Genomic DNA, 21,845 nt, shown 5'->3' with positions numbered 1-21,845 from the left:
TCCGAAGCAGCGTCCTAGCCGCGCCGCAGCCGCGTGGCAACCAGCGATCCGGCGATCAGCAACACCGCCCAGCCAAGCGGCAGCCAGTTGCCGAGCTGCGCGAACCAGGTCGGCGCGTAGGCCGGCGGAATCACGCCGTCGATCCGGTCGGCGCGATGCATGCCGATGTGCTGGCGAACGACGCCGCGCGCGTCGATCACCGCGCTGATCCCGGTGGTGGTAGAGCGCAGCACCGGCAGCCCTTCTTCGATCGCGCGCATCCGTGCCTGCGCCAGATGCTGCGGAGGGCCCCAGGCGCCGAACCAGCCATCGTTCGAGGGATTGAAGATGTAATCGGGCCGATCGCCCCGATCGGCGACCTGGCCGGAGAAGACGATCTCGTAGCAGATCTGGACGCCAGCCCGGCCCCATTCGCCGAGATCGAGCGTGCGCGGCCCCGGCCCGGGCCAGAAGTCGATCGTCCCGGCCACCAGCCGCGTCGCGCCGAGCGGCTCGAGCAGCCAGCGCAGCGCCAGGTATTCGCCGAACGGCACGAGATGCGCCTTGTCGTAGCCGCCGACGATCTGCCCCCGCGCATCGAGCGCGGTGACGGCGTTGCGCGCGCCGGCGGCGCGGCCGTCCACGATCTCGAGATCGACCGCACCGGTCAGCAGAACGCTCCCCTCGCCGATCACCCGCCCGATCCGCCAGCGCGCATACGCCGGATCGCCCGCGGCGGTCATCTGGTCGTAGTAGCGCTGGGGATAGCCGTCGCGCAGGTAGTCGGGCACGCCCGATTCGGGCCACAGCACCAGGCGCCGCTCACCCTCCAGGCCCGGCCCGCGGCGCGCGGTGAGGCTGGCGATGCGCGCGAACTGCTCCTCGAACTTGGCAGGGTTGTCGAGATCCTGCTGGCGAATGTCGGGCTGGATCAGCGTGTAGCGCAGCGTGCCCTGCCCGGCCGGCGGCGCGGGCCAGTACATTCCCACGGCGAGGAGTATCGAGACCGCTCCAAACGGCATCCACCGGCGCTCGCGCAGCAGCACGACGAGGAGGAAGCCGATCAGCGCGGCAAGGCCCGAGAGCGCGTAAGTTCCCATCCACGGCAGCAGCGCGGCGAGCCCCGGGCGCTCGAACGGGCCGAGAAAGATCAGCCCCAGTGGGTCCCACGCGTAGCCGGTGAAGACCCAGCTCCGCAGCCATTCGGACACCGTCCAGGCCCCCGCGAACAGGCAGGCCGTGGCGCCTGCGCCGAGCCGGCGGCCGAGCCACCAGGCGAACAGCCCCGCGATCGCCGGATAGACGGCGAGGTATAGCGAGACCAGCGGAACGGCGAACCAGCCGAGCCAGGCGGGCATTTCGGATTGATAGGTGAAGGCCGTCGCGATCCAGTTGTTCGCGAGGGTGAAGTGCGCGAGGCCGAAGATCCAGCCGCGCAGCAGAGCCGCGCGCCAGGTCGGCGCCGCCAGCACGAGCATGGCGAAACCGCCGATCGCGATCAGCGCCAGCGGCCAGAGCTGGAGCGGCGGAAAGCCGGTTGCCGCCACCAGTCCGCACAAGGCGGCCGACAGCTTTGGGCGCGCGGCGAACCAGTTGCCGATCCGGCCCATACGGCTCATGCCCGTGCCGCCCCGACTACCGGTTCCCGTGCGCTGCGATCAGCCGACCGCCTGCACCGTTTCGCCATCGCCGGTCGGTTCGGCCGGCTCGGCGGCCTTGCGGGCGCGCGGTGCACGCTTCTTCTTGGGCGCTTCACCTTCGGACGATTCGCCGATGGCCGGCGGAAGCGCCGAGGCGTCGATCTCGCCGCCGTCGGTGGTGGGAGATTCGCTGCGCGACTTGCGCGGCTTGCGCCCCTCGCTCCGGGGCTTGCTGGTGCGCTTGAACGGGTTTTCGACCGGTTCGTACTCCGAATCCTGATCGCCCTGCGCTTCGCTGTCCTCGCGCTCGCCGGCGTTCGCACGGTCGTTCGCATCCTCGCGGCGACCGCGCACGTTGCGCGGCTGACGACGGCGGCTCTCGCCCCCATCCTCGTCGCTATCCTCGTCGTCCTGGTCGCGTTCGTCGAAGCGCTTGCCGCGCTGCTCGTCCTGACGCGCCTTGTTGTCGGCGAGGACGCGGAAATAGTGATCGGCGAACTGCAGGTAGTATTCGGCCTGCACGCGGTCGCCGTTGTGCTGGGCGTCCTGCGCCAGCTTCTTGTACTTGTCGAGCAACTGGGGCGCGTTGCCGCGGGCCCTGCTGTCGATCCGATTTGACTGGTTGCCGCCGCCCTGCGGGCGATTGCCGCGGCCACGGCGGCGATTGTTATTACGATGATTGTTCAAGGAAATCTCTTCCTCATTCGGGACCGCCCTTACGGCACCATTGCCCGCGCGGTCGCATGACCCCTCCCCGCGTCCGCTCCCGAGCGAATCGCGGGTGTCCCGTCTGCACCTCTACAGGTCTCGTTGCCCGGTCGGTTGCAAATGTCGGAACGAAGCCCGACCGGGAGGCGAACACGTCGCGAACCGGAGGCCTTGCAGTAGAGTTAGCTATCGCGGCGCCTTTTGCCAACCCCCCTAGCGCAAAATCAACGCACGCGGCCGTCCGGCGAGATCACGGCGCAGATCGGTGGAGAATCCGGCCTCTCGCGCGATTTCCCCGACCGACTCCGCCTGCGATGCACCGATCTCGAGCACCGCGACGCCTTCCGGGACCAACAGGCTGCGCAACTGGGGAATCAGCACGCGGTAGTCGTCGAGCCCGTCCGCGCCGGCGAAGAGTGCGCCGGCCGGCTCATAGCGGCGCACCGAGAGGGCGATATCGGCCGCCTCTTCGACATAGGGCGGATTGGCGATCACGCGATGGAACGCGCCGAGCGGATCGCACCAGCCAGCCGCATGCCAGTCGGAGCGCAGCAGCTGCGCCCGGCTCTCCACCCCGATACGCGCGGCATTGTCCCCGGCGACCCCGAGAGCGCCGGCAGAGCGGTCGACTCCGATCCCGTCCCAGCCCGGCTTCTCCGCCAGAAAGCTCAGCAGAAGCGCACCCGAGCCCACGCCGAGATCGAGCACGCGGCCGGTCTCTCCTGCGCCCTCCAGCGCCGCGGCAAGCGTCGCCTCGCTGTCGCTGCGCGGGATCAGGACATCGGGCGTGACACCGAATGACCGGCCGTAAAACTCCTGCTCGCCGACGATATAGGCCACCGGCTCATGCGCCGCGCGCCGCTCGACCAGCGCCGCGAAACCTTCCGGCGCCGCATCGCGCATATGCCGCAGCAACAGCTCCGACCGCGACACGCCGAGCGCATGCGCCATCAACACCTCCGCATCGAGCCGCGCGGTGTCGGAGGTTGCGGACAGCCGTTCCGCCGCCTTGCGCAGAGCTTCGGCGGCCGTCGCGCTTTCCTCACCCATCCATCGCGGCGAGGCGCTTCGCCTCGTCTTCCGCAATCAGAGCGTCGATCAGTTCGGCGAGGCCGGGGCCGGCGAGGACTTCGTCGAGCTTGTGCAGGGTGAGGCCGATGCGGTGATCGGTCACGCGGCCTTGCGGGAAGTTGTAGGTGCGGATGCGTTCGGAGCGGTCGCCGCTGCCGACCATCGCCTTGCGCGCCTCCGCCTCGGCTCCCTGCGCCTCGGCGCGCTTCAGGTCGTAGAGGCGGGTGCGCAGGACCTGCATGGCCTTGGCGCGGTTCTTGTGCTGGCTGCGCTCGTCCTGCTGGATGACGACGAGGCCGGTCGGCAGGTGGGTGATGCGCACCGCCGAATCGGTCGTATTGACGTGCTGCCCGCCCGCCCCGCTCGCGCGGTAGATGTCAATCTTGAGGTCCTTGTCCTCGATTTCGACGTCGACCTCGCTCGGCTCGGGCAGGACGGCGACGGTCGCCGCCGAAGTATGGATGCGGCCACCGCTCTCGGTCACCGGCACGCGCTGGACGCGGTGGACGCCGCTTTCGAACTTGAGCTTCGCGAACACCCCTTGGCCGGAGACGTGGGCGACGATCTCCTTGAACCCGCCGATGTCGGAGGCGTTCATGGAGATCGTCTCGACCCGCCAGCCGTTCTCGGCGGCGAAGCGCTCGTACATGCGGAACAGGTCGGCGGCGAACAGCGCCGCTTCGTCTCCGCCGGTGCCGGCGCGGATTTCGAGCATCGCCGGCCGCGCATCGGCGGCATCGCGCGGCAGCATGGCGACGGAGAGCGCGCGTTCGGCCTCGGGCAAGGCGCTGCGCAGGCGCATGATCTCTTCCTCGGCGAGCGCTTTCATGTCGGGATCGGCGTCGTCGAGCTTCTCCAGCTCGGCGAGCTCGGCGCGCATCGTCCGCACGTCCTCCGCCGCCCGCGCGACCGGCTCGAGCTCGGCATAGTCGCGGCTCGCGGCGACAAACGCCTCACCCTCGAGCGTGCCCGACGCCAGCCGCGCTTCGAGCTCGGCGAAGCGGTGCGCGATCTGTTGGAGGCGTTCGGCGGGAATGGTCATTCGGCCTGGAAGTCCTCGCCGCCCTGCGAATACTTGATGCCGCCGAGCCCATGCAGCAAACAGGCCTCGGTGTATGCAGCTCCATGATTTGGATTTTCGATCTGGAGACGATCCCGCAATGCCTGATCGCCAGATTGAAGATGCTTAACGGCAATCTTACCGGACCTGAGTTCATCCTCACCAACGATAAGCACGGCTTTCGCGCCTGCGGCATCAGCTTTCTGAAGGCGTTTTTTGGCGTTTCCGCGGAAAGCCATGTCGCAGAAGAGACCTTTCCGCCGCAGGATGGCGATTAGTCCGGAGCAATACGCTTCCGCCTCTGCGCCGATCGGGATCAAAACGAAGTCTGTGCGATCTTTCCGCCCATGGCCCACCAGCATCGCCAGCCGCTCGATCCCCGCAGCCCAGCCGACCGCCGGGGTCGCGGGGCCACCAAGGCTTTCCATCAGGCCATCGTAGCGGCCGCCGCCGATCACCGTCCCCTGCGCGCCGAGGCGGTCGGTGACGAACTCGAAGGCGGTGTGGCGGTAGTAGTCGAGCCCGCGCACCAGCGAGGGTTCGCGGGTCCACGCCACGCCCGCGGCATCGAGCCCGGCGGTGACCGCGCCGAAGAAGTTCTGCGCCTCGCCGCTCAGGTAATCGTCGATCTTCGGCGCATCGGCGACGAACGCGCGATCGCGCGGGTCCTTGCTGTCGAGGATGCGCAGCGGGTTGCGCTCCAGCCGGTCCTGCGAATCCTCGCTCAGTTCCGCACGGTGGGCTGCGAAGTAGTCGACCAGCGCCGCGCGCCAGGCTTCGCGGCTATCGCCGTCGCCCAGCGTGTTGAGCTGCAGCGTCACCCCGTCCGCGATGCCGAGCTCCTTCAGAAGCTGGTCGGCCATCGCCAGCAGCTCGACGTCGGCCTGCGGCTCGGCCGCGCCGATCACTTCGGCGTCGATCTGGTGGAACTGGCGGTAGCGCCCCTTTTGGGGCCGCTCGTAGCGGAAGATCGGGCCGTCCGTCGCCAGCTTGAGCGGCGCGTATTGCCGCCAACCGTCGGTCAGATAGGCACGCGCGATCCCGGCGGTGAATTCGGGCCGCAGGGTCAGCGATTCGCCGCCGCGATCTTCGAACGAATACATTTCCTTCGAAACCACGTCGGTCGTCTCGCCGAGCGAGCGGGCGAAGACCTCCGTCCTCTCGAACACCGGCATCTCGACCCGGCGGAAGCGATAGAGCCGCCGCACGCGCTCGAACGTCTCGACGACATGGGCAAAGGCCTCGGCCTCGGCTCCGAAAATATCCTGCGTTCCACGGATTGCTTGCGGTGTCTTCGACATGGTCCGCGCGATTAGGGCCATGCGCCCCCTTCCGCAATCCTCTCGCCTTCGCTAGAGGCGCCGGCGCGAAGTCCTGGGAGAGGGGCCGACCACAAGAACGAGAGAACGCATGCGCATCGACATGGTCCCCGTGGGCGACAACCCGCCCGAAAGCCTGAACGTCATCATCGAAGTCCCGACCGGCGGCGAGCCGGTGAAGTACGAATTCGACAAGGATAGCGGCGCGCTGTTCGTCGACCGCATCCTGCACACGCCGATGCGCTATCCGGCGAACTACGGCTTCGTGCCGCACACGCTGAGCCCGGACGGCGACCCGCTCGACGCGCTGGTGATCTCGCGCAGCCCGTTCATCCCCGGCTGCGTCGTGCGCGCCCGCCCGATCGGCGTGCTCAACCTCGAGGACGAGCACGGCGGCGACGAGAAGCTGATCTGCGTACCGATCGACACGACCTTCCCGTATTATTCGGACGTCGCCGAGACCAAGGACCTGCCCTCGATCATCTTCCAGCAGATCGAGCACTTCTTCACCCACTACAAGGACCTGGAGAAGGAGAAGTGGGTCCGCGTCGGCCAGTGGGGCGACGCGGCGGAAGCCAAGCGGATCATCCTGGAAGCGATCGAGCGGGCGAAGGGCTGAGAACCGAGCCTCCGCGAAGGCGGGGGCCTCTGGCGGTTGAAGGACGGCCTGGCAGCCTGAGGTCCCAGCCTTCGCGGGGACACGAACCGGCTCGCTATTCCACCGGCCGTTTCGGATCGAGCAGATCCCGGTCGCCCTCCTGCGCGCGCTCGGCTTCGACCATTCTGGCGATCTCTTCGTCGGGCGCGATATCTTGCGGCTCGTCCTCTCGCGCTGACTGAGCTGGCGCCACGGGCGCGGGCGGAGCGTCCGTGCCTTGCGTCTCCGCGCCATTCTCCGGTGGCAAAGGCATCGTGCGCGGATCGAAGCGCAGGCGGTAGATCGGCTCGGGCAGCGCGAAGCCTTCCGCCTCCAGCTTCGCCTTCACCGCCGCGATCGCGCGGCTGCGTGCCTTGTACCAGTCGGTCTCCCGCTGATCGATCCAGCCGAAAAACCTCAGTACGATGTTCGAATCGCCGACTTCGACCACACCCGCGTCGGGGGCCGGCTCGGCAAGGACGAACGGCAACGCGGCCAGCGCATCGCGCCCCACGCCGCGCCCCGCGTCCGCATCGTCGCCCGCGTCGATGCCGAGATCGAAGTCGAAGCGCCGCTGCGGATTGCGCGTGTAGTTGAGGATCACCGCCTTGAAGACGGTCGAATTGGGAATGCGCAGGTGATTGCCATCCAGCGTCATCAATACCGTCGCACGGCTGGTGAGGCGGATCACGCGGCCTTCCATCTGATCGATCCGGACGTGATCGTTGGCGCGGAACGGCTGGCGCAGGCTCAGCATCAGCGAGGCGACGTAGTTCTCGATCGTGTCGCGCATGGCGAAGCCGAGCGCGATGCCGATCACGCCCGCCCCGCCGAGCACCGCCCCCATCAACGCTCCGGCGCCGAGCATGTCGAGCGCGACGACCAGCCCGATCACGATGAACACGAAGCGGATCGCGCTGGCGGCAAGGTCGGCCAGGAACACGTTGGGCAGAAGGCGTCGCCAGAGGCCGTGCAGGCCCGCGATCAGGTATCCGATCAGGGCGATGGCGAGCGCGATCGCAAGCGCCAGTCCGATCAGCGGAAGCATCGCGACAAGATCGCCGAACCGCTTCGACACCTTGCCCAGTGCCGACAGGTTCCGGCCGACCGAAACGTCGCGCGTGATCTGGTTCTCGACGGTGGCCACACCGGCGACCCGGCCGGCGATGCGTTCGGCGCGGTCGATGTCCTCCGCCGTCCGCACCGTGCCCGACAACGTGACGACGCCTTCCCGCGCCGCCACCTCGACATCCGAGAGCGCCTCGATCTCGCCGAAGATCGCCCGGATGCGCCCGGCGATGCGTGTATCCGCTCCGGCGTCCTGGCGATCGGCAATCGCGGGCTCGGCAGCCGGCGCGGCGGTGGTCGCGGGTGCGGCGGGGACGATCGCGGCGCCAGCGGGAACCGCGATCAGCAGGAGCGGCAGCGCCAGAGCTCTGATCGCGCCGCGCATCGGGCTCAGCTCCCCGCGACCGTCATGCCGTCCACCCGCAGGGTCGGGACATTGACCGCGCGGTGCATCTCCAGGTCGTCGGCCGCGCGCAGGGCGGCGAACATGGCGAGCAGGTTGCCGGCAATGGTGAACTCGGCGATTGGCCCCGCGATCTCGCCGTTCACGATCCGGAAGCCCGAGGCACCGCGGCTGTAGTCGCCGGTCACCGGGTTGACGCCCTGCCCGGCGAGTTCGGTGACGAGCACGCCCTCGGCAACGTCCGCCATCAGCTCGGCGCGCGAGACGGAGCCAGCGGGAATGTGCAGGTTGCTGGCCGAGACGCCCGGCGTGCCGCCGCCGCGCGAGGCGTGGCCTGTAGGCGTGAGGCCAAGCTTGTTCGCGCTCGCGATATCGAGCAACCAGCCGCCGAGAACGCCGCGTTCGACCAGCTTGCGCGGCACGCATCCCAGGCCTTCGCCGTCGAATGGGCGCGAACGCAGGCCCCGCGGACAGTGCGGATCCTCGATCACCTCGATTGCCTCCGGGAAGATCGTCTCGCCTTCGCGGCCGAGCAGGAAACTCGATCCGCTGGCAATCGCGGGACCGGCCATCGCACCGACCAGATGGCCGACCAGCGAAGCGCCGACGCGCGGGTCGAACAACACCGGCATGCGTCCGCCTTTGGGGATTTCGGGATTCAGCCGGGCGACGGTCCGCTCACCGGCCAGCCGGCCGATCTCCGCGGGCGAAGGCAGATCGGCGAAGTGGCGCGCCGTGCGCATCGCGTAGTCGCGTTGCATGGCCAAGCCCTGCCCGCCGATCACAACGGCGCTGAGCGAGTGATGCGTCGCCCCGTAGGCGCGGCCAAACCCCTCGCTCGTCGCCAGCGCGAAGAGCGAGCGCCCGAACGAGGCGCCGCCGCCTTCGCTGTTGGTCACGCCCTCCACCGCGCGGGCGGCGTCCTCTGCCGCCAGCGCGCGTTCGCGCAGTAGCTCGGGGCCGGGTTCGCCCGCGTCCTCCAGATCGAGCGGAGGCGCCGTGCCGCGGTCGAGCAGGTCCTGCGGGGCGAGGCCGGCGTGCTGGTCCTCCGGCGCGACGCGGGCCATGGCGACGGCCCGTTCGGCGAGGTCGTCGAGCGCGGCGGGGGTGAAGTCGCTCGTCTCGATCGAGGCCGATCGCTTGCCGACGAAGACCCGCAGCGCGATCTCCTCGCTCTCCGACCGCTCGACTTCCTCGAGCTGGCCGAGGCGGACAGACACGCCTTCGGACGATTGTGCGCGAGCGGCGGCATCGGCCGCATCTGCGCCGTGGCGGCGCGCCGCCTCGATCAGCTGCGCACAGCGGGCGAGCGCGGTCTCGCCGTCGATCATCGAATGGTCTCGGGAAATGTCATGCGCCCCAGCTAGGGGCGGCGCGGTCCAGCCGCAAGGCGAGGTTCAGGCGAAGAGCGCCGCTACACCCTTGAACAAGCCGGTAAGGACCAGCGGCAGGAAGATCGCCAGCCCCCAGAGCAGTATCTGATCGCGGCGATAGGCCCCCGCGAGCGCGGGATCGGCCGCTTCTTCGTCCGAAAGGTCGCGCCAGCGCTTTTCGAACCAGCGGCACGCCGGGATGATGCCCGCGACCAGCACGACGAGTGCGAGATAGGGCAGGATCGAGGATCCAACCTCCTTGATCGCATGGACGGTGACGAAAATCTGCAGCGCGGTGTAGACGAGCAGCGCGTAGGCGACGTTGTCGCTCATACCCTTGCGCCAGTCGCGTGCCTCATGGCGGCCGACCGCGTGATTGCGCCCTCCGCCTTCGTCAGTCCGGTGCAGCGCCTTCACCATGCGCTTTCTCCCAATGTCCTCGTCCGAATCGGAGTATTTCAGAGGCTGACCTCGCAAGCAAGCGCCATAACCATCCGTTCCACCGCGGGTCATGCACGAATCCTGCCAGTTTCGAACGGTTCCTGCGCGCGCAGGGGTTTCCTGCGCGCTCTGCGATGCTACATGGCCGATCGATGGACACGCCAGAGCCGATCGCCGGGACCGCGCAGCGCGCGGACGCCACCGCCCCGCTGCCCCAGGAAGGCGGGCTGGAGGTGATCTCGATCGCCAAGAGCTACGACAAGCGCGCGGTGCTGACCGATATCTCGCTCACGGTCGGCAAGGGCGAAGTGCTCGGTCTGCTCGGTCCCAACGGCGCGGGCAAGACGACCTGCTTCTATTCGATCATGGGCCTGGTGAAGCCCGACGCGGGCCGGATCCTGATGGACGGCGACGACGTCACCAGCCTGCCGATGTACCGCCGCGCGATCCTCGGCCTTGGCTATCTGCCGCAGGAAACCAGCATCTTCCGCGGGATGACGGTCGAGCAGAACATCAACTGCGTGCTGGAGATGGTCGAGCCCGACAAGGAGACCCGGGCGCAGGAGCTGGAGCGGCTGCTCGACGAATTCGGCCTGACCAAGCTGCGCGAAAGCGCCGCGATGGCGCTTTCGGGCGGCGAGCGTCGGCGCTGCGAGATCGCCCGCGCGCTGGCGGCCAAGCCCTCGATCATGCTGCTCGACGAGCCGTTCGCGGGCATCGACCCGCTCTCGATCAGCGACATCCGCCATCTCGTGCTCGACCTCAAGCAGCGCGGAATCGGCGTGCTGATCACCGACCACAACGTGCGCGAGACGCTCGACATCGTCGACCGCGCCTGCATCATCTACGGCGGCCAGGTGCTGTTCGCCGGCACGCCGGAAGATCTCGTCGCCGACGAAAACGTACGCCGGCTCTATCTGGGCGAGAGCTTCAGCCTGTGATCCCCCGGCACGTCGCGAGCTGATTTATGGCTTTGGGGCCGCGCCTCGATCTCCGGCAGACGCAGTCGCTGGTGATGACGCCGCAGCTCCAGCAGGCGATCAAGCTGCTGGCGCTGTCGAACCTCGAGATCGAGACTTTCATCGGCGAGGCACTGGAGGCGAATCCGCTGCTCGAAGCGGGCGAGGTCCAGCGCGAGGACGGCGAGAGGATCGAGCTGTCGGGAGAGGAACCCGGGGCCGACGCCGCGATGGACGGCAGCCCTGTGGACGGAGAGAGCGCGCTCGACATCGATCCTTCGGCGCTCGACCGCGACCGCGACACCGGCGACGGCGAATGGGGTGCCGCACAAGGCTCCGCGCCTTCCGAAGACCTGCCCGGCATCGACGAGCGCGGCAGCGGCGGCCCGACGCTCGCCGAACATCTCGAGGAGCAGGTCGGTGCGGCCGCGGGGGATGCGCGCGAGGCTTTCGTCGCGCGGCACCTGATCGGGCTGCTCGACGAAGCCGGCTATCTCGCGGCCGACTTGCGCGAGGTCGCAGACGAGCTCGGCGTTCCGCTGGCGGAGGCCGAGCGCGCGCTCGCCGTCGTGCAGTCGCTCGACCCGACCGGCGTCGGCGCGCGGTCGCTGGGCGAATGCCTCGCTCTCCAGGCACAGGAAGCCGACCGCTACGACCCGTGCATGGCGCGGCTGATCGACAACCTCGATCTGGTCGCGCGCGGCGAGTTCGCGCGGCTCAAGCGCATGTGCGACGTCGACGACGAGGACTTCGCCGAAATGCTCGCCGAATTGCGCGGCTACGACCCCAAGCCCGGCTGCCGCTTCGGCGGCGCCGCGGAAAGCGCTGTCGTGCCCGACATTCTCGTCACCCGGGCCAAGGACGGCGGCTGGGATATCGCGCTCAACGAGGAGACGCTGCCGCGACTGGTGGTCAATCGCGCCTATTACCTCGAACTGCGGGAGGACTGCCCGGGCAAGGCCGCGCAGTCGTGGCTGGGGGAAAAGCTTGCCGATGCCAACTGGCTGATTCGCGCGCTCGACCAGCGGCAGAAGACGATTCTCAAGACCGCCGCCGAGATCGTGAAGAAGCAGGAAGGCTTCTTCCGCCGCGGCGTTTCCGAGCTGCGGCCGCTCACTCTGCGCGAAGTGGCCGAATCGATCGAGATGCACGAAAGCACGGTCAGCCGGGTGACCAGCAACAAGTATCTGCACTGCGACCGCGGCACGTTCGAGCTGAAGTACTTCTTCACCAGCGGCGTCGGCAGCGCCGACGGCGAAGGGGCGAGCTCGCAGGCGGTCAAGGCGCGAATCAAGGCGCTGATCGATGCCGAAGAGGCGAAGAAGATTCTTTCCGACGACACGCTGGTCGACCTGCTCAAGGCCGAAGGGTTCGACATCGCCCGCCGCACCGTCGCCAAGTACCGCGAGGCCATGGGAATCGGCAGTTCCGTCCAGCGCCGGCGCCAGAAAAAGCTTGCCGCCGGCGGATGAAACGATTGGTGCCACTTGGTTTAGAACGTGTTAACCTTTTCCATTCATATCTCTTGTGGTTAATATCGGGCTAGACCTTCGGGGAGCGGCTTTGCCGCACGGGGCGAGGGTAAAAGGGGGGATACCCATGCGCGTACTGTTGATCGAGGACGAGCCGACCACGGCGAAGGCCATCGAGCTGATGCTGACGACCGAGGGGTTCAACGTCTATTCGACCGATCTCGGCGAAGAGGGCTTGGATCTCGGCAAGCTCTACGATTACGACATCATTCTGCTCGACCTGAACCTGCCCGACATGCACGGGTACGACGTGCTGAAGAAACTGCGCGTCGCCAAAGTGCAGACGCCGGTTCTGATCCTCTCGGGCATTTCGGAGATGGACAGCAAGATCCGCAGCTTCGGCTTCGGCGCCGACGACTACGTGACCAAGCCCTTCCACCGCGAAGAGCTGATCGCGCGCATCCATGCGGTCGTCCGCCGCAGCAAGGGCCACAGCCAGTCGGTCATCCGCACCGGCAAGCTGGCGGTCAACCTCGACGCCAAGACGGTCGAGGTCGACGGCGCCCGCGTGCACCTGACGGGCAAGGAATACGCGATGCTCGAGCTGCTTTCGCTGCGCAAGGGCACCACGCTGACCAAGGAAATGTTCCTCAACCACCTCTACGGCGGAATGGACGAGCCAGAGCTCAAGATCATCGACGTGTTCATCTGCAAGCTGCGCAAGAAGCTCAGCCACGCCTGCGGCGGCGAGAACTACATCGAAACCGTCTGGGGTCGCGGCTACGTGCTGCGCGATCCCGAGAGCCAGGCCGAAGCTGCCTGATCTCCTGCAAGAGCGGTAGAAGAGGGCCGGCGCGGCGACGCCCCGGCCCCTTTTTCCGTGCAAGGGAATCCATTCCCGCCTTTTTCCCGGCACACCAAAGTCAGGCAGGGTGAACCGGCGCAGAAATGATTCGGTCAACCGATCCGGTTGAAATGGGTCGTCGGCAATTTCGGGATGCCCTCTCCCGCCCAGATAATCGTTTCCGTCATGGACTGCCGATCCTTCGCGACGGTGTACACGCGGGTCGATACCGGTGCGCCATCTTTCGCGAGCGACATCACCAGTGTGCCCGGCACGGGCTGGCGCAGCGAAACACTGTCGACGAATTGCATATTGCCGGTGACGGGCGCAGGGACACCGTCCAGCGCCGCTGTCGACTCCGCCCGGCGGATCGAGCCGTCGGGATGAACGATCTCGACATGGGTTGTCCATTTCCGGTCAGGCGAAACGCTGAAATCGATGGTCACCCGCTGCGGTCGTTCTTCTGCGGGAATGCGATCCGTGTCGAGCGACCAGCTCCCGAACAGCGGCGATTGGCGGGAGACTTCGACCTGAACGCCTTGCGTTGGTTCGGTCTGATGGACCGAAGTCGATGCCGCAAAGATGAGTCCGGCGGCGGCGAGAGGCAATGATACTAGCATGGCAATCGTTCCTTTCGACCATTCGAACCCCATAGTCCGGGGCTGTTCGAAGGGGTCGGTCCTGGAGCCCTGCGATGATAGATCAGTTTTCTTGGCCCAGATTTTCTGGGCATCCAACAGGCGAGCGAGTTCGCGGCTGCTGCTGACACCCGTCTTGCGCCGCGCGTCGCGCAGTCGCTCGTTTATCGAGCTTTCTGAACGACCTAGCTCGGCAGCGATGGACTTAACGGTATGTCCAGCCGCCAGCAGCCGCAGGATTTCCAGTTCCTTGTCAGTAAGAGCTGCGAACGAACGGCCCGAAAGTTGCGGAGCTGACATGGCTCTTGCTCACCACACGGCCAAGCGAGGGTCCAGAACGATTTTTTTGGAAAGGCAGCGGTCGCTCGTCCCGCTTTCAATGCGAAGCGGAATCCGAATTGATGCCGCTCTGCCGTCACGGGTTAGTCGCGTTTGGCGCCCCCAAAACGCCCTGCCCCCTTCCGCGGCCGACGCTAGGTACTGTCTCAAGCCCTTTTCTTTCAGCACGCGTAGCGTTTTACGGCTCGCCCGTTGGCCCGGTACGCCCTAATTGCGCGGCGAGAACGTCGACATGAAGGGCGCTCGCGATGGAACTGTTCGGGATCGACCTCACCGGGCTTCTGCCCTTTATCGCGATCGGCTTTGCCGCGCAGCTCATCGACGGCGCGCTCGGCATGGCGTTCGGGGTCATCACCAATACGATGCTGGTCGGCGTGCTCGGCCTGCCGCCGGCGCAGGCCTCGCAGCGGGTCCACGTGGTCGAATGCTTCACCACCGCGACCAGCGGGATCAGCCACCTGCTCCACGGCAATATCGACAAGAAGCTGTTCTTCCGCCTGCTAATCCCGGGCGTGATCGGCGGCGTGACCGGCGCCTACCTGCTGACCTCGATCGACGCCTCGGTAATCAAGCCTTTCGTGCTCGCCTATCTCGCCGGTATGGGCCTCTACCTGCTGGTGCGCGGGCTGCTCTATCCACCGAAAGTGCGCGAGGCGAAGCGAGTCGCGCCGCTCGGCCTGATCGGCGGCTTTCTCGACGCGGCCGGGGGTGGCGGCTGGGGACCGGTCGTGACCTCCAACCTGCTGATCCAGGGCGCCGAGCCGCGCAAGGTCGTCGGCACGGTGAGCGCGGTCGAATTCTTCCTGACGCTGACGATCTCGGCGACGTTCATCGTCCACCTCGGCATCGCCGACCTGGCGGGGGCCACGCTCGGCCTCCTGATCGGTGGCATTGCCGCCGCCCCGTTCGGCGCTCTCGCAGCCAAGCATTTCAGTCCCAAGCTCATGCTGATCATGGTCGGCGCCGCGCTGACGGCGACCAGCGCCTACGGGATCTACACGGCGCTTTCCTGACGCCTTTCCCTCGTCACCGCACACCGCTATCGGGCGCTGCATGACTGCGAACAAGCCCGGCGATCCGACCACCCTCAACCGGCTCTACGGCCGCAGCCAGGGCAAGCCGCTGCGCAAGGGGCAGGCGGAACTGGTCGAGAACCTGCTGCCGCAGATCGCCGTACCGGCCGAGGGCCCGGTGACGGCGGAGCGGCTGTTCGGTCATGACCGCCCGCTCCACTTCGAGATCGGCTTCGGCGGCGGCGAACATCTCGCCTACCGTGCCGACCTGCTGCCCGACCACGGCTTCATCGGTGCCGAACCGTTCATCAACGGTGTCGCGCAGGCGCTCGTCCACGTGCGCGACGGCGGCCTCGCCAACGTGCGGCTGCACCACGGCGACGCGCTGGAAGTGCTCTCGCGCATCCCCGATGGCTCGCTGACGATGCTCTACCTGCTTCACCCCGATCCCTGGCCCAAGGCGCGCCACGCCAAGCGGCGGATGATGAACGACGGCCCGGTCGAGATGATCGCCGCCAAGCTGAAACCGGGCGGCGAGTTCCGCTTCGGCACCGATCACCCGGTCTATCTGCGCCACGCGCTGATGGTCATGCGCCGCCATACCGACGCGTTCGAGTGGCTCGTGGACGGCCCCGAAAGCTGGCAGAACCGCCCGTCCGGCTGGTGCGAAACCCGCTACGAAACCAAGGCCCGCACCGTCTACGGCCACGAGGTCTGGTACTTTAGATTTAGACGACGCTAAAGTGCGAAATCCTTGTAAAACAATGTACTTAGCTGAATCCTCCTACGCTAGAATTGCCTCCATTTCGCTCCTTTTTCCGCTTGCGTGATTACCCGGTGATTGCCAGAAGAAGGACACGAGGTTCCGGATGGCAACAGGAAAAATCACGAAAAAATCGATAGATGCGCTCGAGGCTAGCAGCTCGAGCCAATTCGTTTGGGACACTGATCTCAAAGGTTTTGGCGCCAAGATTACGCCTTCAGGAAATATCTCTTACGTCCTTCAATTCAGGATGGGCGGGCGCGAGACAATCGCACGGCGTTATACGATCGGCGCACATGGGTCTCCGTGGACACCTACGACGGCCCGCTCGGAAGCCGAACGCCTTCTCCTGCTCGTCGGCCAAGGCGTCGATCCAGTGGAGGCTGAAAAGCAGAGGCGCCGTGAGGCCGTCGATCTCGCCTTCGACAATTACGCGCGGCATTTCACCCATTCCTGCAAAGGCGAGGGATGGAGACGTCTGGTCGAACGAGTGGTCAGGCTTCATCTTGAGCCGGTTCTACGCAAGAAGCCGCTGCCTTCGATCACCAGGGCAGATATCGTATCCGTTCTCGACCAGATGCCGGAAGAGCAGGTCGCCAATCGCCGGAACGTATTTGCAGTGATGCGCCGTCTGTTCCGCTGGGCTATCAGTCGCGGCGATCTCGATCGCAGTCCGATTGAGGGCATGGAGACGCCGCCGCCGGTAAGGCCGCGGGATCGCTGGCTTTCTGACAAGGAGCTGCGCATGATCTGGTATGCCACGCCCGAATGCCATCCCTGTTTCGGGCCGATTGTCCGCTTATTGATTTTGACCGGACAGCGCCGCGAAGAGGTTTGCGGGATGCACTGGCAGGAGCTCGACAGAGCAGAAAGACTATGGACCCTGCCCGGCCGGCGCACGAAAAACAGAGAGTTCAACACCATTCCATTGAACGAACTCGCCATGATCGAGCTCGATCGGTTGGCAGGTGGAGGGAAATGGCCGCGCAAGGGCAGAGTGTTTGCGACTGCAAGTGGAGCGGGCTTCACCGGCTACCATAAAGGCAAGATGAAGCTGGATAGCGCCATCGAGGAAGCCGAAGGCGAACCTTTGCCTCCCTGGCGCCTTCATGACTTGCGGCGGACGCTCGCAACGAATTTCCAGCGCTTAGGTGTAAGGTTCGAGGTTACCGAGGCGGTATTGAACCATGTAAGCGGTTCACGTGCGGGCGTGGCGGGAGTTTACCAGCGCCACGATTGGAAAGACGAAAAACGCAATGCCCTTAATGACTGGAACAAGCATCTCGTGTGTGTCTTGCGTGATGCGACCACCACTACTGCGGTAGACAGCAGGTAGCACCGTCACCATCTTCCCGCGCTTCCTGAATCGGGGGGCATGGGGCATCGCCATAAGAGCAGAATACACAACAGTCTCCTGCCAATGGCTGCAGTCTTTTCCGGCAATGCTGGCATTCATAAAAGAACCAGCATGCGTTGGTCGGCATGGTTTCGGTGGTGGCCGCTTGGCAATGGGGGCACGTGATCGTCGAAACAATCTGCATCAGGCTCCTCCAAGCGCACGCATCAGCGGTTGTTCAATAAAGCCCCATAGCGCAGACAGGACGATCATCGCGGTGGCAATCAGCAATGTCAGTCGCGCAACGCTGCTGCGAGCAGGTTTCTCACAGCCATCAGCACTGCAGATGCGCAGTTGGCGCACGTGAAGGAACCACCCAAAGGCCACGATTAGGAAGGCTGCGATTGTGAGCGGCAAGTGGTAGGGAACAAACCATGCGAGCCCGCCAGCACCGAGCCCGACAGCAACGAGGACCAACGGCAGGACGCAGCAGGCAGCCGCAGAGAGAAGCGCCCCTGCACTCGCCAGCATTCCAACGCCAGCAACCCCGCGATCGCTTACGCTTTTCGCCTCACCGTATTGGACAGCCTGCTCGGTCATCTTTGCCTCCGCTCGATTCGAACTGTATGTACGTCCTGTAGTAGATATAGGTTCAAGGAGATTCGGCGTGGGCCGCCTGTCGATAGGTGAATTGGCGCGCAAGACGGGCGTCCATATCGAGACGATCCGGTATTTCGAGAAGATCGGAATGCTCGGTGCGCCGGCTCGTACAGCAGGCGGACACCGGGTTTTCGACGATGGGCACCTCCGCACGCTCAAATTCATCAAGCGGGCGCGCGAGCTAGGCTTTGCGCCGAAGGAGGTGCGGACACTTCTGGACCTGGGCGGTCCTGCCGAAGCATGCTGCGACGAAGTGCGCGAGATTGCAATTCATCACCTCGAAGAAGTACGGCGCAAGATCGACGATCTCACTCGCCTGGAACGGCATCTTACCGCTACCGTCGAGCAGTGTTCGGGCGGTCATGTGCCCGACTGTGCAGTCATCGACATGCTGGAGACCGCTCGGCCCTAGACCATGTATCCGATGTCAGACGCGCCGGTTGGATAGGCGAACATTGTAGTCTTCAGATCGTCCGCGGTGAGCCCATGGCGGATCGCCAGTCCGAAAATATTGATGGCCTGGTCTGCGCCGGGTCCGACGAGGTGCGCGCCCAGTATTGTCCCTGTCTCCTCTTCGATTAGTGTCTTGTGTCCGTAGACAGGTTCGGCGACCCGCCTGGCGGTGAACCATTGAGAGGTCCGCTCGTACTTTGTCCGGAATCTCAGCCCCGCCTCATTCGCCTCTGCCTCGGTGAGGCCAACGCGGGCGATAGGCGGAAGAGTGAAGGCCACGCTCGGCACCCCTTTGTAATCGGGTTCGCGGTGATTGCCTTCGACTAGATTGGCCGCGACAACTTTTGCATCATGGCTGGAAACGGGGGTGAGTGGCGGCCCGTTCGAGGCAGCATCTCCGGCAGCGTAGACGGCCGGATTGCTTACGCTCTGCAGAAATTTGTTCAGCTTCGGCTTTCCATGTTCGGCTGCGATCCCGGCCTTTTCGAGATCGAGCCGCTCGATGGCGGGAGCCCGTCCTGCCGCATGAACGACAAGATCGGCGACGACTTCGATCGGGCCGCCCTTGCCATTCGCATGAACCACATATTTTCCGCCCGATCTTCGAATGGCATCGACCGCCGTATCGGTAATCACTCGCACACCGATCCGGTCGAACGCATCCATGAGCCAGTTCACAAGTTCGGGTTCGAACTGCGTCAACATGCGCGGTCCCCGCTGAAGGATCGTGACCTCGGCTCCCGCACGGGCAGCGATATGGGAAAACTCGGCAGCGATATATCCGCCCCCGACCAGAACGATGCGCTTCGGCAGCGAAGGCAGTTCGAGAAAGCCCTCATTGTCGATCAGGTGCTCTTCGCCTGGGATGGCTAGAGGTATCGGTCTGGCTCCCGACGCGATCAGGATTTTGCGGTATTCGATTTCATGGTCGCCTACGGAGAGATGATTTGGCCCGGTGAATTTTGCCGTACCATGCAAGGTCACGATGCCGGCCTCTTCATACCGCCGCTCGTGCTTTTCAGGCACAGGGTCGGTAAAGCTGCGTTTGAACCGGATAAGGTCGGGCCAATCGATGCGCAGATCCCCCTTCACCCCGTGACCTGTCATGCGCTGTTTCGCGTCGATCACTTCTGCGTCGGCCACCAGCATTTTCTTGGGATCGCAGCCGCGTAGCGCGCAGGTGCCACCGAATGGCTTCTCGTCGATAACCGCGACTTTCCAACCCGCCTTCGCAACGCGCAGGGCGCAAACCATGGCTGCCGTCCCCGTACCGATTACCATCAAATCGTAGTTCATATCGATTCTCCTGCCCGGTCAATGAAGCTGGAGTGGCTACGGGTTCCGACGCCGCCATCGAAAAATCGTGTCGCACGAAGCGCCCCCGTGAACACAGATGGTCGGTTGCAGAAAATGACTTCCCTACCGAAGCGAGGCGGATACCCCTCCCTCTTGAAAATACATTAGATTATTCTAAATTAGTGAATACTAACGGAGCAAATCATGAGCCACAATGGGTCTCCAGATACGGATTTCACGCGGCAGGCCGGCGAGGCCAGCCGCCTGCTGAAATTGATGGCCAACGAGTCGCGCCTGCTCGTTCTTTGCTTCCTTGCAGAGGCTGGCGAGCTGTCCGTCGGCGATCTGGCGCAGAGCGTCGGGCTGAGCCAGTCCGCCCTGTCGCAACACCTCGCAAAATTGCGCGAAGACGATCTCGTCGCGACACGCAAGGATGCCCAATCGGTGTTCTACCGTGTGTGCGACCCGAATGCGCAGCGGGTTCTCGAATTGCTGCACGACATCTTTTGCCCCGAGCTTGGCCAATCCCCCCAGCCGAGCGGCGACGCCGGAGAAACACTATGAGCGACGACACGAATATCGAAAAGGCCATCGAACAGGTGAACGATGTGCTTGCGGGCGATCTGCGAGCACCGCACGTCAAGGCTTTCTTCCACGAGCCGACCTTTACCGCGACCTATGTGGTCAGCGACGATCAGACCAAGCGCGCGGCCATTATCGACAGCGTCTGGGATTTCGATCAGCCTTCGGGCCGCACCAGCCTGGAAGCGGCGGACGAAATTATCGACTATGCGCGCGATGCAGGTCTGACCGTCGACTGGGTCCTGGAAACTCACGCCCATGCCGATCACCTTTCCGCCGCGCCCTATCTGCAGGAAAAGCTGGGCGGCGAACTGGCCATCGGCCGCGAAATTGTGACCGTGCAGGGCGTGTTCGGCAAGGTGTTCAACGAAGGCACCGATTTCGAGCGTGACGGATCGCAATTCGACCGGCTGATGGAAGATGGCGACGCGTTGATGATCGGCGATATTCCGCTGATCGCTCTTCACGTGCCCGGCCATACCCCAGCGGACATGGCCTATATCATCGGCGATGCGGCCTTTATCGGCGATACGATGTTCATGCCCGATTATGGCTCCGCCCGGGCCGATTTTCCGGGCGGCAATGCGCGCAAGCTGTACCGCTCGGTCCGCCGGCTGATGCGCCTGCCGGACAAGACGCGGGTGTTCCTGTGCCATGATTACAAGGCGCCCAATCGCACGGAATTCGTATGGGAGACCACCATGCTCGCGCAGCGCACAGCCAATGTGCATCTTCACGAAGATGTGGATGAGGACCAGTTCGTCGAGATGCGCACCCAGCGCGATGCGACATTGGAAATGCCGCGCCTGATCCTGCCCGCCATCCAGGTGAATATGCGCGGCGGCCATCTGCCGCCGCCCGAAAGCGACGGCACGTCTTACCTCAAGATGCCGGTCAACAAGCTGTGATGCTTCCCGGATTTCCCGATGCCGCCCCGCTCGCCGGATTGCTTGGTGGAGTGCTGATCGGCCTGGCCGCCGCGCTGATGTTGCTGGGTGCAGGACGAATTGCCGGCGTGTCCGGCATCGCCGCGCGCGCCTTCGGTATCAGCGGCGACGGTATGCCCCGGTCCGGTGCGTGGGCGTTTGTTGTAGGCCTGCCACTCGGCGCCTTGCTGGTTGCCTGGACTACCGGCGGTATCGAGGCCAGCTTTGCCGGGTACCTTCCACTTGTGGCGGCGGGCCTCCTGGTCGGCATCGGCACGCGCATCGGCAGCGGCTGCACCAGCGGCCACGGCGTATGCGGTGTCAGCCGGCTTTCGCAGCGCTCGATCGTCGCCACGGCAACCTTCATGGCAGCTGGTATCGCAACCGTCGCCATCATGAATGCATTGGGGCTGGAAGTGCTGTCATGACCCGCTCGTGGCTAGTGGCTCTCCTGTCAGGCAGCCTGTTCGGTGCCGGGCTGGCACTGGGCGGCATGGTCGACCCAGCGCGTGTGCGCGGCTTTCTCGACATATTCGGGGACTGGGACCCCACCCTCGCGTTTGTGATGGGCGGCGCGGTTATCGTGATGGCGATCGCCTGGCGGATTCAGGCGCGCATGGCGCAGCCTTTGATTGGCACGACATTCGCTCTTCCCGACCGGACCGACCTGACCCCCCGCCTGATCGGCGGCGCGGCGCTGTTCGGCACCGGTTGGGGGATTGCAGGCCTGTGTCCCGGGCCGGGCTTTGCAGCGCTCGTCATCGAGCCTGCAAAGGCAGCAGTCTTCGTGATGGCTATGCTGGCCGGAATGCTGATCTTTCGCTTGATGGACCCCAGTCATAAAGCGCTGCAGGAGTAGTCGAAG

The 21,845-nt window shown here is 65.2% G+C and carries 24 protein-coding genes; 12 read left to right on the top strand and 12 right to left on the bottom strand.

Features of this window, described 5'->3' with window-relative positions; genetic code table 11:
* Positions 1-14: 14 nt before the first annotated feature.
* The 5 genes from lnt to hisS all read right to left on the bottom strand — a co-directional run bounded on the left by lnt (position 15) and on the right by hisS (position 5,759).
* Positions 15-1,589 (bottom strand): apolipoprotein N-acyltransferase, encoded by a 1,575-nt coding sequence (gene lnt / locus D2V04_RS02930; protein ID WP_119511852.1) that lies wholly within the window; start codon positions 1,587-1,589, stop codon positions 15-17.
* A 48-nt stretch (positions 1,590-1,637) separates the two neighbouring features.
* Positions 1,638-2,306 carry a DUF4167 domain-containing protein gene (locus D2V04_RS02925; protein ID WP_119511851.1) on the bottom strand — a complete coding sequence of 223 codons (669 nt, stop codon included), beginning with the start codon at positions 2,304-2,306 and terminating at the stop codon, positions 1,638-1,640.
* 234 nt (positions 2,307-2,540) lie between these two features.
* Positions 2,541-3,377 carry a peptide chain release factor N(5)-glutamine methyltransferase gene (gene prmC, locus D2V04_RS02920; protein ID WP_119511850.1) on the bottom strand — a complete coding sequence of 279 codons (837 nt, stop codon included), beginning with the start codon at positions 3,375-3,377 and terminating at the stop codon, positions 2,541-2,543.
* Positions 3,370-4,440 (bottom strand): peptide chain release factor 1, encoded by a 1,071-nt coding sequence (gene prfA / locus D2V04_RS02915; RefSeq protein ID WP_119511849.1) that lies wholly within the window; start codon positions 4,438-4,440, stop codon positions 3,370-3,372. Before prfA ends, prmC begins: the two co-directional genes overlap by 8 nt.
* The gene (gene hisS, locus D2V04_RS02910; protein ID WP_119511848.1) at positions 4,437-5,759 is read right to left on the bottom strand and encodes a histidine--tRNA ligase; all 1,323 of its coding nucleotides are present in this window, start codon (positions 5,757-5,759) and stop codon (positions 4,437-4,439) included. Before hisS ends, prfA begins: the two co-directional genes overlap by 4 nt.
* Positions 5,760-5,868: 109 nt before the next feature.
* Here hisS and ppa point away from each other — a divergent pair, with 109 nt between their 5' ends.
* Positions 5,869-6,396 (top strand): inorganic diphosphatase, encoded by a 528-nt coding sequence (gene ppa / locus D2V04_RS02905; protein WP_119511847.1) that lies wholly within the window; start codon positions 5,869-5,871, stop codon positions 6,394-6,396.
* 94 nt (positions 6,397-6,490) lie between these two features.
* On the opposite strand, the gene D2V04_RS02900 is transcribed toward ppa, so the two are convergent.
* From D2V04_RS02900 to D2V04_RS02890, 3 genes are all read right to left on the bottom strand, one after another.
* Entirely contained in the window at positions 6,491-7,867 is a 1,377-nt protein-coding gene (locus D2V04_RS02900) for a mechanosensitive ion channel family protein (RefSeq protein WP_119511846.1), read from the bottom strand.
* A 5-nt stretch (positions 7,868-7,872) separates the two neighbouring features.
* Positions 7,873-9,216 (bottom strand): TldD/PmbA family protein, encoded by a 1,344-nt coding sequence (locus D2V04_RS02895; RefSeq protein ID WP_119511845.1) that lies wholly within the window; start codon positions 9,214-9,216, stop codon positions 7,873-7,875.
* Between the two features lie 66 nt (positions 9,217-9,282).
* Complete coding sequence (locus D2V04_RS02890; RefSeq protein ID WP_324186839.1) at positions 9,283-9,678, bottom strand: hypothetical protein; 396 nt, start codon at positions 9,676-9,678, stop codon at positions 9,283-9,285.
* 173 nt (positions 9,679-9,851) lie between these two features.
* Between D2V04_RS02890 and lptB the strand changes: the two genes are divergently transcribed.
* From lptB to ctrA, 3 genes are all read left to right on the top strand, one after another.
* Positions 9,852-10,640 (top strand): LPS export ABC transporter ATP-binding protein, encoded by a 789-nt coding sequence (gene lptB, locus D2V04_RS02885; protein ID WP_119511844.1) that lies wholly within the window; start codon positions 9,852-9,854, stop codon positions 10,638-10,640.
* 26 nt (positions 10,641-10,666) lie between these two features.
* Positions 10,667-12,130 carry an RNA polymerase factor sigma-54 gene (gene rpoN / locus D2V04_RS02880; RefSeq protein ID WP_119511843.1) on the top strand — a complete coding sequence of 488 codons (1,464 nt, stop codon included), beginning with the start codon at positions 10,667-10,669 and terminating at the stop codon, positions 12,128-12,130.
* Positions 12,131-12,257: 127 nt separating this feature from the next.
* A complete protein-coding gene (ctrA, locus tag D2V04_RS02875; RefSeq protein ID WP_119511842.1) occupies positions 12,258-12,953 on the top strand; it encodes a response regulator transcription factor CtrA in 696 nt (231 codons plus the stop codon).
* A 134-nt stretch (positions 12,954-13,087) separates the two neighbouring features.
* On the opposite strand, the gene D2V04_RS02870 is transcribed toward ctrA, so the two are convergent.
* Positions 13,088-13,912, bottom strand: a complete 825-nt coding sequence (locus tag D2V04_RS02870; RefSeq protein WP_119511841.1) for a helix-turn-helix domain-containing protein — start codon at positions 13,910-13,912, stop codon at positions 13,088-13,090.
* 287 nt (positions 13,913-14,199) lie between these two features.
* On the opposite strand from D2V04_RS02870, the gene D2V04_RS02865 reads away from it, so the two are divergent.
* The 3 genes from D2V04_RS02865 (at position 14,200) to D2V04_RS02855 (ending at position 17,063) form a co-directional block, all read left to right on the top strand.
* Positions 14,200-14,964, top strand: coding sequence for a sulfite exporter TauE/SafE family protein (locus tag D2V04_RS02865; protein ID WP_119511840.1), 765 nt, complete (start codon positions 14,200-14,202; stop codon positions 14,962-14,964).
* Between the two features lie 40 nt (positions 14,965-15,004).
* On the top strand, positions 15,005-15,706 hold the full coding sequence (trmB, locus tag D2V04_RS02860; RefSeq protein ID WP_119511839.1) for a tRNA (guanine(46)-N(7))-methyltransferase TrmB: 702 nt from the start codon (positions 15,005-15,007) through the stop codon (positions 15,704-15,706).
* A 127-nt stretch (positions 15,707-15,833) separates the two neighbouring features.
* Positions 15,834-17,063 (top strand): tyrosine-type recombinase/integrase, encoded by a 1,230-nt coding sequence (locus D2V04_RS02855; protein ID WP_066558389.1) that lies wholly within the window; start codon positions 15,834-15,836, stop codon positions 17,061-17,063.
* On the opposite strand, the gene D2V04_RS18340 is transcribed toward D2V04_RS02855, so the two are convergent.
* Both D2V04_RS18340 and D2V04_RS02845 read right to left on the bottom strand, forming a co-directional pair.
* Positions 17,041-17,268: a GDCCVxC domain-containing (seleno)protein gene (locus tag D2V04_RS18340; protein WP_119511838.1), complete on the bottom strand. Its 228-nt coding sequence runs from the start codon at positions 17,266-17,268 to the stop codon at positions 17,041-17,043. The two genes, D2V04_RS02855 and D2V04_RS18340, sit on opposite strands and share 23 nt — an antisense overlap.
* Positions 17,268-17,663 (bottom strand): hypothetical protein, encoded by a 396-nt coding sequence (locus D2V04_RS02845; protein ID WP_119511837.1) that lies wholly within the window; start codon positions 17,661-17,663, stop codon positions 17,268-17,270. The genes D2V04_RS18340 and D2V04_RS02845 overlap by 1 nt, the downstream gene beginning before the upstream one ends.
* 67 nt (positions 17,664-17,730) lie before the next feature.
* Between D2V04_RS02845 and D2V04_RS02840 the strand changes: the two genes are divergently transcribed.
* Positions 17,731-18,135, top strand: coding sequence for a MerR family transcriptional regulator (locus tag D2V04_RS02840; RefSeq protein WP_119082088.1), 405 nt, complete (start codon positions 17,731-17,733; stop codon positions 18,133-18,135).
* Here the strand turns inward: D2V04_RS02840 and D2V04_RS02835 are convergent.
* A complete protein-coding gene (locus tag D2V04_RS02835; protein ID WP_324186838.1) occupies positions 18,132-19,472 on the bottom strand; it encodes a dihydrolipoyl dehydrogenase family protein in 1,341 nt (446 codons plus the stop codon). The two genes, D2V04_RS02840 and D2V04_RS02835, sit on opposite strands and share 4 nt — an antisense overlap.
* A 204-nt stretch (positions 19,473-19,676) precedes the next feature.
* On the opposite strand from D2V04_RS02835, the gene D2V04_RS02830 reads away from it, so the two are divergent.
* The 4 genes from D2V04_RS02830 to D2V04_RS02815 are packed head-to-tail and all read left to right on the top strand — an operon-like array spanning position 19,677 to position 21,839.
* The gene (locus tag D2V04_RS02830) at positions 19,677-20,036 is read left to right on the top strand and encodes an ArsR/SmtB family transcription factor (protein ID WP_066558399.1); all 360 of its coding nucleotides are present in this window, start codon (positions 19,677-19,679) and stop codon (positions 20,034-20,036) included.
* The gene (locus D2V04_RS02825; RefSeq protein WP_066558403.1) at positions 20,033-20,962 is read left to right on the top strand and encodes an MBL fold metallo-hydrolase; all 930 of its coding nucleotides are present in this window, start codon (positions 20,033-20,035) and stop codon (positions 20,960-20,962) included. The genes D2V04_RS02830 and D2V04_RS02825 overlap by 4 nt, the downstream gene beginning before the upstream one ends.
* Complete coding sequence (locus D2V04_RS02820; protein WP_066558405.1) at positions 20,962-21,408, top strand: YeeE/YedE family protein; 447 nt, start codon at positions 20,962-20,964, stop codon at positions 21,406-21,408. Before D2V04_RS02825 ends, D2V04_RS02820 begins: the two co-directional genes overlap by 1 nt.
* A complete protein-coding gene (locus tag D2V04_RS02815; protein ID WP_119511836.1) occupies positions 21,405-21,839 on the top strand; it encodes a DUF6691 family protein in 435 nt (144 codons plus the stop codon). The genes D2V04_RS02820 and D2V04_RS02815 overlap by 4 nt, the downstream gene beginning before the upstream one ends.
* Positions 21,840-21,845 lie beyond the last annotated feature (6 nt).

Origin of the sequence: Pelagerythrobacter aerophilus (genome assembly GCF_003581645.1) — a bacterium.
GTDB lineage: Bacteria > Pseudomonadota > Alphaproteobacteria > Sphingomonadales > Sphingomonadaceae > Pelagerythrobacter > Pelagerythrobacter aerophilus.
This window is presented reverse-complemented; position numbering and strand designations above follow the sequence as displayed.

Coding starts and splice junctions, on each gene's coding strand:
- prmC (WP_119511850.1), bottom strand. CDS start 3,377: ATGGGTGAGGAAAGCGCGACGGCCGCCGAAGCTCTGCGCAAGGCGGCG.
- rpoN (WP_119511843.1), top strand. CDS start 10,667: ATGGCTTTGGGGCCGCGCCTCGATCTCCGGCAGACGCAGTCGCTGGTG.
- D2V04_RS02845 (WP_119511837.1), bottom strand. CDS start 17,663: ATGACCGAGCAGGCTGTCCAATACGGTGAGGCGAAAAGCGTAAGCGAT.
- lptB (WP_119511844.1), top strand. CDS start 9,852: ATGGACACGCCAGAGCCGATCGCCGGGACCGCGCAGCGCGCGGACGCC.
- D2V04_RS02890 (WP_324186839.1), bottom strand. CDS start 9,678: ATGGTGAAGGCGCTGCACCGGACTGACGAAGGCGGAGGGCGCAATCAC.
- prfA (WP_119511849.1), bottom strand. CDS start 4,440: ATGACCATTCCCGCCGAACGCCTCCAACAGATCGCGCACCGCTTCGCC.
- D2V04_RS02835 (WP_324186838.1), bottom strand. CDS start 19,472: ATGAACTACGATTTGATGGTAATCGGTACGGGGACGGCAGCCATGGTT.
- ppa (WP_119511847.1), top strand. CDS start 5,869: ATGCGCATCGACATGGTCCCCGTGGGCGACAACCCGCCCGAAAGCCTG.
- D2V04_RS02865 (WP_119511840.1), top strand. CDS start 14,200: ATGGAACTGTTCGGGATCGACCTCACCGGGCTTCTGCCCTTTATCGCG.
- D2V04_RS02900 (WP_119511846.1), bottom strand. CDS start 7,867: ATGCGCGGCGCGATCAGAGCTCTGGCGCTGCCGCTCCTGCTGATCGCG.
- D2V04_RS02825 (WP_066558403.1), top strand. CDS start 20,033: ATGAGCGACGACACGAATATCGAAAAGGCCATCGAACAGGTGAACGAT.
- D2V04_RS02870 (WP_119511841.1), bottom strand. CDS start 13,912: ATGTCAGCTCCGCAACTTTCGGGCCGTTCGTTCGCAGCTCTTACTGAC.
- D2V04_RS18340 (WP_119511838.1), bottom strand. CDS start 17,268: ATGCAGATTGTTTCGACGATCACGTGCCCCCATTGCCAAGCGGCCACC.
- D2V04_RS02820 (WP_066558405.1), top strand. CDS start 20,962: ATGCTTCCCGGATTTCCCGATGCCGCCCCGCTCGCCGGATTGCTTGGT.
- hisS (WP_119511848.1), bottom strand. CDS start 5,759: ATGTCGAAGACACCGCAAGCAATCCGTGGAACGCAGGATATTTTCGGA.
- lnt (WP_119511852.1), bottom strand. CDS start 1,589: ATGGGCCGGATCGGCAACTGGTTCGCCGCGCGCCCAAAGCTGTCGGCC.
- D2V04_RS02830 (WP_066558399.1), top strand. CDS start 19,677: ATGAGCCACAATGGGTCTCCAGATACGGATTTCACGCGGCAGGCCGGC.
- D2V04_RS02815 (WP_119511836.1), top strand. CDS start 21,405: ATGACCCGCTCGTGGCTAGTGGCTCTCCTGTCAGGCAGCCTGTTCGGT.
- D2V04_RS02855 (WP_066558389.1), top strand. CDS start 15,834: ATGGCAACAGGAAAAATCACGAAAAAATCGATAGATGCGCTCGAGGCT.
- D2V04_RS02895 (WP_119511845.1), bottom strand. CDS start 9,216: ATGATCGACGGCGAGACCGCGCTCGCCCGCTGTGCGCAGCTGATCGAG.
- trmB (WP_119511839.1), top strand. CDS start 15,005: ATGACTGCGAACAAGCCCGGCGATCCGACCACCCTCAACCGGCTCTAC.
- ctrA (WP_119511842.1), top strand. CDS start 12,258: ATGCGCGTACTGTTGATCGAGGACGAGCCGACCACGGCGAAGGCCATC.